Source organism: Neobacillus cucumis, assembly GCF_002860255.1.
In the GTDB taxonomy this organism is placed as follows: domain Bacteria; phylum Bacillota; class Bacilli; order Bacillales; family Cytobacillaceae; genus Neobacillus; species Neobacillus cucumis_A.
Genome location: NZ_PGVE01000075.1, coordinates 1 through 10,232 on the forward strand (window position 1 = coordinate 1; position 10,232 = coordinate 10,232).

Annotated in this window: 11 protein-coding genes, 1 tRNA gene and 1 other RNA gene; 9 read left to right on the forward strand and 4 right to left on the reverse strand. The window is 39.7% G+C overall.

Features of this window, described 5'->3' with window-relative positions; translation table 11 throughout:
* Positions 1-418: 418 nt before the first annotated feature.
* Both serS and CVD27_RS20425 read left to right on the forward strand, forming a co-directional pair.
* The gene (serS, locus tag CVD27_RS20420; RefSeq protein WP_101649955.1) at positions 419-1,699 is read left to right on the forward strand and encodes a serine--tRNA ligase; all 1,281 of its coding nucleotides are present in this window, start codon (positions 419-421) and stop codon (positions 1,697-1,699) included.
* A 121-nt stretch (positions 1,700-1,820) separates the two neighbouring features.
* Positions 1,821-1,913, forward strand: a tRNA-Ser gene (locus CVD27_RS20425).
* Positions 1,914-2,061: 148 nt separating this feature from the next.
* Here the strand turns inward: CVD27_RS20425 and CVD27_RS20430 are convergent.
* The 4 genes from CVD27_RS20430 to CVD27_RS20445 form a co-directional block, all read right to left on the reverse strand.
* A complete protein-coding gene (locus CVD27_RS20430) occupies positions 2,062-2,763 on the reverse strand; it encodes a deoxynucleoside kinase (RefSeq protein ID WP_219621323.1) in 702 nt (233 codons plus the stop codon).
* On the reverse strand, positions 2,757-3,422 hold the full coding sequence (locus tag CVD27_RS20435; RefSeq protein WP_101649959.1) for a deoxynucleoside kinase: 666 nt from the start codon (positions 3,420-3,422) through the stop codon (positions 2,757-2,759). Before CVD27_RS20435 ends, CVD27_RS20430 begins: the two co-directional genes overlap by 7 nt.
* Positions 3,423-3,640: 218 nt before the next feature.
* Entirely contained in the window at positions 3,641-4,927 is a 1,287-nt protein-coding gene (locus CVD27_RS20440) for a glycoside hydrolase family 18 protein (RefSeq protein ID WP_101649961.1), read from the reverse strand.
* 55 nt (positions 4,928-4,982) lie between these two features.
* Positions 4,983-5,540, reverse strand: a complete 558-nt coding sequence (locus tag CVD27_RS20445; RefSeq protein ID WP_101649966.1) for an isochorismatase family cysteine hydrolase — start codon at positions 5,538-5,540, stop codon at positions 4,983-4,985.
* A 113-nt stretch (positions 5,541-5,653) separates the two neighbouring features.
* On the opposite strand from CVD27_RS20445, the gene tadA reads away from it, so the two are divergent.
* From tadA to CVD27_RS20480, 7 genes are all read left to right on the forward strand, one after another.
* Entirely contained in the window at positions 5,654-6,172 is a 519-nt protein-coding gene (gene tadA / locus CVD27_RS20450; RefSeq protein WP_101649968.1) for a tRNA adenosine(34) deaminase TadA, read from the forward strand.
* 92 nt (positions 6,173-6,264) lie between these two features.
* Positions 6,265-6,531, forward strand: an RNA gene (gene ffs, locus CVD27_RS20455) — signal recognition particle sRNA large type.
* Between the two features lie 129 nt (positions 6,532-6,660).
* Positions 6,661-8,358: a DNA polymerase III subunit gamma/tau gene (gene dnaX, locus CVD27_RS20460; RefSeq protein WP_101649970.1), complete on the forward strand. Its 1,698-nt coding sequence runs from the start codon at positions 6,661-6,663 to the stop codon at positions 8,356-8,358.
* A 25-nt stretch (positions 8,359-8,383) separates the two neighbouring features.
* Positions 8,384-8,701 (forward strand): YbaB/EbfC family nucleoid-associated protein, encoded by a 318-nt coding sequence (locus tag CVD27_RS20465; protein WP_101649972.1) that lies wholly within the window; start codon positions 8,384-8,386, stop codon positions 8,699-8,701.
* 79 nt (positions 8,702-8,780) lie between these two features.
* On the forward strand, positions 8,781-9,377 hold the full coding sequence (gene recR / locus CVD27_RS20470; protein ID WP_101649974.1) for a recombination mediator RecR: 597 nt from the start codon (positions 8,781-8,783) through the stop codon (positions 9,375-9,377).
* A 48-nt stretch (positions 9,378-9,425) separates the two neighbouring features.
* Positions 9,426-9,644 (forward strand): YaaL family protein, encoded by a 219-nt coding sequence (locus tag CVD27_RS20475; RefSeq protein ID WP_101649976.1) that lies wholly within the window; start codon positions 9,426-9,428, stop codon positions 9,642-9,644.
* An 84-nt stretch (positions 9,645-9,728) separates the two neighbouring features.
* Positions 9,729-9,992 carry a pro-sigmaK processing inhibitor BofA family protein gene (locus tag CVD27_RS20480; protein WP_101649978.1) on the forward strand — a complete coding sequence of 88 codons (264 nt, stop codon included), beginning with the start codon at positions 9,729-9,731 and terminating at the stop codon, positions 9,990-9,992.
* Positions 9,993-10,232 lie beyond the last annotated feature (240 nt).

The window sequence follows — 10,232 nt, forward strand, 5'->3', positions numbered from 1 at the left end:
TAGGGGCTCTTGAAGACAAAAGTCGGAGGAAACCATCTAGACCTGTCCTCAATAAAGGCTCTTGAAGACAAAAGTCGGGGAAAATCTTCTGAACCTGTCCTCAAAAGGGGCTCTTGAAGACAAAAGTCGGAGGAAATCATCTAGAACTGTCCTCAATAAAGGCTCTTGAAGACAAAAGTCGGGGAAAATCTTCTGAACCTGTCCTCAAAAGGGGCTCTTGAAGACGAAAGTCGGAGGAAATCTTCTGAACCTGTCCTCAATAAAGGCCCTTGAAGACAAAAATCGGAGGAAATCTCTTGAAACGGTCTTCAATAAGGATACTTGAAGAAAAAGAGTTATTTTGAACTATCCTTAAGAAGAACTAAATAAACAGGTACTCTGATTCCAAAAATTATTAATACAAAGGAGAGTTATTCCCATGCTAGATATTAAAGTACTACGGGCTAACTTTGCTGAAGTAAAAGAAAAGCTCCAGCATCGTGGCGAAGATTTAACTGATTTAGGCAGATTTGAGGACTTGGATGTAAAAAGACGAGAATTAATTGTCGAGTCTGAAAAGTTAAAGAGCCGAAAAAATGAAGTTTCTCAGCAAGTGGCAGCACTTAAGCGAGAAAAGAAAGATGCCGATCACTTAATTACGGAAATGCGTGAAGTAGGCGATCAAATTAAAACCTTAGATGACGAACTGCGCGGGGTTGAAGAGACCCTAGAACAGCTGCTCCTAAGCATTCCTAATATTCCACATGAAAGTGTACCAATCGGTGAAACCGAAGAGGATAATGTGGAAATAAAAAAATGGGGTCAAATCCGTGAGTTTGACTTTGAAGCTAAGCCGCACTGGGACGTTGCAGATGAACTGGGCATCCTTGATTTTGAACGTGCAGGAAAAGTTACCGGAAGCCGTTTTGTCTTTTATAAGGGGCTTGGTGCTCGTTTAGAACGTGCCTTAATAAGCTTCATGCTTGACCTCCATGTTGACGAGCATGGCTATACAGAAATTCTGCCGCCATACTTAGTCAATCGCACAAGCATGACTGGAACGGGGCAGCTGCCAAAGTTTGAAGAGGATGCCTTCTTAATTGAAAGCGAAGATTACTTCCTTATCCCAACAGCTGAAGTGCCTGTCACAAACTATCACAGAGATGAAATTTTAAGCGGAGAAGATCTTCCCATTCGATTTGCAGCATATAGTGCTTGTTTCCGCTCTGAGGCAGGATCAGCTGGACGCGATACAAGAGGTTTAATCCGTCAGCACCAATTTAATAAGGTGGAGCTTGTTAAGTTTGTGAAACCTGAAGATTCTTATGAAGAGCTCGAAAAGCTAACTCATGATGCAGAACGTGTGCTGCAGCTGCTTGAACTGCCATACCGTGTGTTAAGCATGTGCACAGGAGACCTAGGCTTTACGGCTGCTAAAAAATACGATATTGAAGTTTGGATTCCAAGTTATGGAACGTATCGTGAAATTTCTTCTTGCAGTAACTTTGAGGCCTTCCAGGCAAGACGAGCAAATATTCGCTTCCGTCGTGATCCGAAGGCGAAACCAGAACATGTTCATACTCTAAATGGTTCTGGCCTTGCGATTGGCCGTACGGTCGCTGCCATCCTTGAGAATTATCAGCAAGCTGACGGCAGTGTCGTTATCCCTGCAGCTTTACGTCCATATATGGGCAACCGTGAAGTCATTAAACCTTTGTAATATCGTAAAAAAGAAATACATCAAATAGGATTTTTCCGGGCAATCTAGAATTGTCCGGAAAAACCGATTTATTCTATTTGACATAGCATTGTATGTATGGTAAATTATCTTTTGTCGATACGGAGGAATACCCAAGTCCGGCTGAAGGGATCGGTCTTGAAAACCGACAGGCGGGTTAAACCGCGCGGGGGTTCGAATCCCTCTTCCTCCGCCATCATCTAAAAACAATCACGCGCATAAAAACTGGAGATAGAAATTCGTTACATATTACTTGTAACGAATTTTTTTTTTGAAAAAATACCTAGATATACGCTAATCAAGACACTTTCTCCTGGTTAAAAAAATAAAAAGCACAAATTGGTTTAACCAATCTGTGCTTTTTCTATTTTTAAAATTTCCTTCAATTTTTCTTCAACGGCATTACAAACCATCAATGCATCTGCTTTGTTTTTGACAACGTCCGTTTTATCCATATCAATGACAAGCACTTCACTGGCCGAATACTGGTCCAATACCCATTCATCGTAACCCTTCCACACTTCGAAGTAGTACTCTTTTAATTCAGGGTTGATTTCAAAGCTTCTGCCTCGAGCCATAATCCGGTCAATGACCGTTTCAAATGATCCCTTTAAGTAAACCATTAAATCCGGTGCTTTCTTAGGAAGTTCATTTAGTTCTTCCATCATATTATCAACAAGCTCTTCATAAATTTTGAATTCAAGTTTCGAAATTCGGCCTAAGTTTTTATTTACATAAGCAAAATACCAATCTTCATAAATCGAACGATCCTGAATGGTATATACCGGTTCTAGCCAATTCATACATTCCTTAACGGTTTTAAAGCGTTTATTTAAAAAGAACAATTGTAAGAGGAATGGGATTCTTTTTGCATCCAATTCTTCTGGTGTCAGTTCATAATAAAGGGGAAGAATTGGATTATCATCGACCGCTTCATAAAATACCTTACTCTCTATACCTTTATTTTTAAAGTGTGCATTTAATGTATCTGCTACACTTGTTTTACCCAGTCCGATCATACCACCAATAACGATACTCACTAACATCCCCCGTTCAATAATATGTTTTTTGCCCAGCTGGTTTCTTTTAAGGAAGTGGATAGCTTTTGAAATATATAATTTAAATCCTTTTCGTTTTTTACAAAATCCAGCTCATCACCACTAAATCGCAGAACAGGGATTTCTGGATGTTCCTTTTCAAACGAAGCTAGGGTATTTTCATAGTCAATGGAGAGCTGTTCTAAATATAAAGGACTAATGTTTTTCTCAACTTCACGTCCTCTTTTTTTAATCCGTTTTAAAAGTGTATCGAGGCTTGCATTTAGATAGATAATAACATTCGGCTTCGGCATATCTTCTGTCAAGATTTGATAAATTTTTAAATACTTTTGGTACTCTTCGTTATTTAAAGTCCGCTCTGCAAAGATCAGATTCTTTAAAATATGATAGTCTGCAACAACAGATCTATTTTGGCTTAAATAATGGGTATTGATATCCCCTAATTGTTTATAGCGATTGCAGAGAAAGAACATCTCCGTTTGAAAACTCCACTCCTCTATATTTTCGTAGAATTTCCCTAAAAATGGATTTTCATCAACAATCTCTTTTAATAATGCAAAATTGAATTGTTCTGAAATGGCTTTTGCGAGAGATGTTTTTCCTACACCAATCGGCCCTTCAACGGTAATAAAGGGTGTAACCCCCATTGCAAGTCCTCCTTCTCCAACTGCCTGCACATCTATATTATCTTATAATTAGTTTATAACCTTTTTTTCACGCAAAGAATATTCTATCATAATCTGTCGAAGGAAGGGATATGGAATATTTTCAAGTGGTGAGTTTTATGTCAAATATATGAAAAAACTGCCGAATGACGGCAGTTTTTGTAGAATGGAAATTTTTATAAACTTGTAAAACCTTTTACCTACGTCCCCCGTTTGGTTACATGGAAATTGTCAACGATTAACAGCCAATTTTGCGGGAATGCTAACCCAAGTTTCCAGTAGCTCATTCCTCTGAGATTCAGCTCCTTGATTAAGTCAAATTTGGCCTGAATGGAACGGGCATCTTCAAACCACACTTCATGCTGCTTTCCTTCAGTAGTATAGCGGAAATGAGGTGCCTGTGCCTTTGTGTCGTATTCAATTGGGACATTATGTGTGGCTGCTAACTGAATGGCCTGCTGCGGGCTCACCGCTCTTGCAACTGTTCCTTGTACAAAAGGTAGAGTCCAGTCATATCCATAGAGATTTTGACCCATTAAAATTTTCGTAGAAGGCATCTCGGTGATCGCGTATTCTAAAACCCGTCTCACTGGTTCAATCGGCGAGACGGCCATAGCGGGACCGCCGCTATATCCCCATTCATAGGTCATAATAACCACAAAGTCTGAAATTTCCCCATGAGCTTTATAATCATGTCCTTCATACCATTTTCCTTTTTGGGTGGCACTTGTTTTCGGGGCAAGGGCTGTCGACATCAGCCAGCCTTCCCGTTTAAACCTTTGCTTTGCCTTCCGTAAAAAGTTATTATAGGCTTCCCGGTCTGCTGGACGTAAAAATTCAAAATCAAAATGGATATCGCGAAACCCATATTTCTTGGCAGTAGCGACAATATTATTAAGAAAACGATCCTGGATCGTGATATCAGTTAATAGAATTCGGCCAAGTTCATCACTAAACTGGTCATTTTCCTGATTGTTAATGACCATCATTAATACATTACGATTGGCTCTAGCGATTGCAGGGAAATTATTAAGTAAAGGCTCTTTTAAGGTTCCATCGCGGCGCGCCTGAAAAGCGAAAGGGGCTAGATAGGTCAGATAAGGAGCAGCTTCCCGGGCACTTGTTTCCAAAATAGGAGCTACCGAAGTTCCCCGTGGTTCAACATAGGCGTTAAATTCAGCATTTCTTTTTGCGCCTTGGGGGATATAGAGACGAAAACCTACATTTAAAGGCTGATTCATGTTAATACGGTTAACGCTTGCCAATTGCTGAGGAGTAACCCCAAACTCACGGGCTATAGAATAAAGAGAATCACCAGGTTGAACAAAATAAAACCGGCCGATAATAGGGATAACAATTGATTGTCCTATAACAAGATTATTTGGATTAGGCAGGTCATTAGCCTCTACGATATCTTGAACAGTTGAATGATAGGTCCTAGCAATAGTTGTTAAAGATTCACCACTTTTTACTACATGAATTTGCATTATGAATCCCTCCCTGCAGACATACGCTACAGCTATTCTATGAGGGCTGGATGCATTACATGATATAATGTTGGTAAATTTCATGGTTACTTGGTTCAGTGGCGGCCTTTAAAACATTTTTCATCATCATAAGAGCGTATTGATTATCGTTGTCATCGGCTGAAGCAATACAATCATTTGGGATGGCAAGTTTGTATTCACGCATATATGCGTCGTTTGCTGTAAATAACACACAAATATTACCCGCTATTCCAGTAACAATAAGAGAATTTACTTTTAGCTGGTGCAGCAGGGTATTTAAAGCTGTACCGTAAAAGGCAGAGTGTTTTGGTTTGATTAAAAAATAATCCTTGTCATCCGGAAGCAGTCGTTTATAGACAGGATCGCTATATGGGTTTCGACAATATTCGATAATCTTATGGTAATCGGCCTGCCATAAATTATAATGATCGTTAATAAAGATAACCGGCAGTTGCTGCTGATTAAATTGATCTTTTAATCTTTTTATTGGTTCCGCAATTTTAAGTGCTTTTTTGGCAAGAATGGGGCCATATGTAAAATCAAAGTTATTGATCATATCAATAATTAATAGTGCAGAGCGGTTATGAGTCAAACTAATCTCCTCCTTACCGTTTATTTTGGAAATAGCAAGGATTTTTTATCCTGTCTAAATACTTTAGGTATTTACCACAAGTAGTAATTTTTAAAACAATAGGTGATCATTTAATGGAAAGCACACACACACATGATGAGTATTTTATGATGGAAGCTATAAAGGAAGCAAAGAAAGCGGAAGAAATGAATGAAGTACCAATCGGGGCCATACTGGTAATGAAGGGAGAAATCATTTCCCGAGCACATAATTTAAGAGAACTAGAACAAAATGCAATTGCTCATGCAGAGCTTTTAGCCATTGATCAGGCATGCCGTGATACGGGGTCATGGAGGTTAGAGAATTCAACCCTGTATGTTACCCTGGAGCCTTGCCCTATGTGTGCAGGTGCGATTATTTTATCTAGAGTAAAAAGAGTGGTGTACGGTGCAGGCGATCCTAAAGGAGGATGTGCCGGGACACTTATGAATCTTCTCCAGGATGATCGCTTTAATCATCAATGTGAACTAACCAAAGGGGTAATGGAAAAAGAGTGCGGGCAGCTGCTCTCTGATTTTTTTCGCAGGATTAGAGAAGGAAAAAAACTTACAAAGCAAATGAAGAAAAATCAAACATCAAACGATTTACAATAATTTACAAGTGAAATCAATTGCTTTTTTTTTCAATAGGTTGTATATTAAAAAGGCGTCGAAATGACGCACTGAAAAATTAGGTATCAATTTTGCCGTGCTAGGTGGGGAGGCAGCGGTGCCCTGTACCCGCAATCCGCTCTAGCGGGACTGAATCCCTTCCCGAGGCTTTACGACCTGTAGGGTCTGCCTTAAGTAAGTGGTGTTGACGCCCAGGTCCTGCGCAATGGGAATCCATGAACCATGTCAGGTCCGGAAGGAAGCAGCATTAAGTGGACGCTCCCATGTGCCGCAGGGGTTGCCTGGGCCGAGCTAACTGCTTAAGTAACGCTTATGGGCGTAAGTCGACGGAAGGTGCACGGCAGTACATATACTATTAAAATTACTCATCCCAATTTCGGGATGAGTTTTTTTACATACACTTTGAAATATGGAAAATAAATAAGCTATAATGGATAAGATGATAAAAATTTTGAAGGGGGCGGTGTCCAATGGCGTATCAAGCTTTATATCGTGTTTGGCGGCCGCAGGCATTTATTGATGTAGTAGGACAAGAACATGTAACCAAGACATTGCAAAACGCCCTGCTTCAACAAAAAATTTCGCATGCCTATCTTTTTTCCGGTCCAAGAGGAACAGGTAAAACTAGTGCTGCTAAAATATTAGCAAAGGCTATAAATTGCGAACATGCACCGGTTTCAGAACCTTGTAATGAATGTGCGGCGTGCCGCGGGATTACAAATGGAACCATTTCAGATGTATTAGAATTTGATGCTGCTTCTAACTCCCGTGTTGAAGAGATGAGGGATGTCTTAGATAAGGTGAAATTTGCACCGACGGCTGTAAACTATAAGGTTTATATAATAGATGAAGTGCATATGCTGTCGATAAGCGCATTTAATGCCTTGTTAAAAACGTTAGAAGAACCGCCAAAGCATGTTATATTTATTTTAGCTACGACGGAACCTCATAAAATTCCACTAACGATTATCTCAAGATGCCAGCGTTTTGATTTTAGGAGAATTACTGCTGGTTCCATTGTTAACCGAATGAAGTTAATCGTGGAGGAAACAGGTGTCAATTGTGATGAATCCGCCTTGCAAATGATTGCCCGGGCTGCTGAGGGTGGAATGCGTGATGCCTTAAGTTTATTGGATCAAGCCATATCCTACAGTCAGGACCGTGTTACACTTGAAGATGCTTTAACTGTTACAGGGTCTGTATCACAAGGATTTCTAAATAAATTAGCCCATGCCTTCCAGCAAGGTGATGTGGCCAGCGGTTTAGAAGCTCTTGATGAACTGTTGTTCCATGGAAAAGACCCAGCTAGATTTATTGAGGACTTAATTTTATTTTATCGGGATATGCTCCTTTATAAAACAGCACCAAATCTTGAGGAATCACTTGAAAGAGTCATGTTGGATGATGATTTCAAACAATTAGCAGAAACGATTCCGGTTGAACAGATTTATCAGTTGATAGATTTATTGAACAAGACACAGCAGGAAATGCGATGGACCAATCACCCTCGGATTTTCTTAGAGGTAGCGGTAGTAAAGCTTTGTCAAATGGAAGTTAAGCCATCCACTCAAGTTGATTCTGCGCCTATTGGACAATTACTGGCAAGAATTGATCAGCTTGAGTCAGAGCTGCAGCATTTAAAAGCAAATGGGGTAGCACCAGCTCCTCAAGATGGAACACAAGGGCAACCAAAGCCTGCCCAGAGAGCATCGTCGAAAAAGGCCTTTCAGGCACCGGTTGGAAAAATAAATGAAGTTTTAAAGCAGGCAACAAAGAGCGATTTAAATGTAATTAAAGCGAATTGGGGAGAAATGCGTTCGACTCTTTTAAAATCACAGGCAGCATTATTAAATGATGCGGAACCGATTGCAGCCTCCTCTAACGCTTTTATTATAAAATTTAAGCATGAAATGATTTGCCAGATGGCAATGAACCGCACCGATTTTCTTGAAGCCGTCACAGCTGCACTTTTAAAATTAACAGGCAAAAGGCTCCAGCTTCTAGGTGTACCTGAAGATCAGTGGATGCCTATCCGTGAAAGTTTCTTGAACAGTCAGCATGGTGAAGAAGGTGCAAGTATAAGCGGTGAGTCTGTGAAAGAAGAGGAACCGCATATTGCAGAGGCGAAGAAATTATTTGGTGCTGAATTTGTTGAAATTATTGATTAACGAATAATAAATGGAGGTTAGGACTATGCGTGGTGGAATGGGTAACATGCAAAATATGATGAAACAAATGCAAAAGATGCAAAAGAAAATGGCGGAGGCTCAAGAAGAGTTAGGTCAACAAAAAATTGAAGGCACTGCTGGCGGCGGTATGGTGACTGTTGTTGTTACAGGACATAAAGAAGTGGTAGATGTACAAATTAAACCTGAGGCTGTCGATCCGGATGATGTTGAAATGCTTCAAGACTTGGTTCTTGCAGCTGTTAATGATGCTCTTAAAAAGGCAGAAGAGCTAACAAACAATACAATGGGGCAATTTACTAAAGGAATGAATTTACCTTTTTAATTACAAGTTGGGGTGCTTAGGAACTTGGGGTGAAAACTTCAAGATCAGGCACCCCTGCTTTTCTAGAGGAGAAAAATAGATGCATTATCCTGAACCAATTACAAAGCTAATTGACAGCTTTATGAAGCTGCCGGGAATTGGTCCAAAAACGGCTGCCCGATTAGCTTTTCATGTCTTAAATATGAAAGAAGATACTGTCCTAGATTTTGCTAAAGCACTTGTGAATGCAAAGCGTAATCTCACCTACTGCTCCGTCTGTGGCCACATTACTGATCAAGACCCATGTTATATCTGTGAAGATCAGCGCAGGGATAAAAGCATTATTTGTGTTGTTCAAGATCCAAAGGATGTTATAGCGATGGAAAAAATGAAAGAATTCAATGGCTTATATCATGTACTGCACGGTGCCATATCTCCGATGGATGGAATCGGACCTGAGGATATCAATATTCCTGATTTATTGAAACGCCTTCAAGATGAAACTGTTCAAGAAGTTATCCTTGCGACAAATCCAAATATCGAAGGGGAAGCAACTGCCATGTATATTTCCCGTTTATTGAAGCCGTCAGGCATTAAAACAACTAGAATTGCTCACGGACTACCAGTAGGCGGAGACCTTGAATATGCAGATGAGGTAACCTTATCTAAGGCACTTGAGGGAAGACGGGAATTATAAACTTCAAAAAGTAAATGGAGTAAGACACTATAACCGGAGGAATAACACATGTTTTTTCGGCGCAAAAGGCGGCTGCGAAAAGAGTATGATGAAAAGCTGCTAACACAATTAAACCGGTATAAAACACATTGGCAGCAAGAGAAGCTGCTATTAGAAAAAAGTTTTGATCCTTCGGAAGAAGTGATCTGTCAAACAAAAATCGCGGAAGCTAAATATATTTTTTTATTAAGAGAAGCTAAGCAGCGAAACGTAACAATCTTTAAATAACAGTATTTCTCCTAGTTTGGTCTATACTTAACAACTTGTACATATGTTGTAAGTAAAAAAGACAATAAAGGGGGAAAGCTTTAGTTGGAACCAATAGTAGTCATTTCTGTTTTAGGCGGGCTCATTCTCTTATTATTATTTTCTGGTGCACCTTTTAAACCGGCGCGATTTGTCGGACAGGCAGCAATTAAATTTTTAATTGGAGCATTGTTTTTATTTTTTTTAAATGTCGCAGGCAGCCGCTATGGAATTCATGTTCCAATTAATTTTGCGACTTCCGCTGTTTCAGGATTTCTTGGTATTCCGGGATTAGTTGCATTGGTTGCTATTCAACACTGGGTTATTTAAGGTTAAAAACCGCTGATTATCAGCGGTTTTTCTTGTGTTGACATAGCGGTAGGAGAGGAAAATCTACTTTAGGAAAAAATATTAAATATATACTTGACGCTTTAGTGTTTATACTGTAATATATTAAAAGTCGTCACTGAGACGGCGGAACAAATAAAAAAGTTATTGACTTTCGGTCGGTAGCTTGGTAAGATGATAAAGTCGTTTTTAAACGACAGGTTGTTCTTTGAAAACTAAACA

Bases quoted from the DNA above. Each gene is read 5' to 3' on its own strand.
- serS (WP_101649955.1), top strand. From the start codon at position 419: ATGCTAGATATTAAAGTACTACGGGCTAACTTTGCTGAAGTAAAAGAA.
- CVD27_RS20430 (WP_219621323.1), bottom strand. From the start codon at position 2,763: ATGTTAGTGAGTATCGTTATTGGTGGTATGATCGGACTGGGTAAAACA.
- CVD27_RS20435 (WP_101649959.1), bottom strand. From the start codon at position 3,422: ATGGGGGTTACACCCTTTATTACCGTTGAAGGGCCGATTGGTGTAGGA.
- CVD27_RS20440 (WP_101649961.1), bottom strand. From the start codon at position 4,927: ATGCAAATTCATGTAGTAAAAAGTGGTGAATCTTTAACAACTATTGCT.
- tadA (WP_101649968.1), top strand. From the start codon at position 5,654: ATGGAAAGCACACACACACATGATGAGTATTTTATGATGGAAGCTATA.
- dnaX (WP_101649970.1), top strand. From the start codon at position 6,661: ATGGCGTATCAAGCTTTATATCGTGTTTGGCGGCCGCAGGCATTTATT.
- CVD27_RS20465 (WP_101649972.1), top strand. From the start codon at position 8,384: ATGCGTGGTGGAATGGGTAACATGCAAAATATGATGAAACAAATGCAA.
- recR (WP_101649974.1), top strand. From the start codon at position 8,781: ATGCATTATCCTGAACCAATTACAAAGCTAATTGACAGCTTTATGAAG.
- CVD27_RS20475 (WP_101649976.1), top strand. From the start codon at position 9,426: ATGTTTTTTCGGCGCAAAAGGCGGCTGCGAAAAGAGTATGATGAAAAG.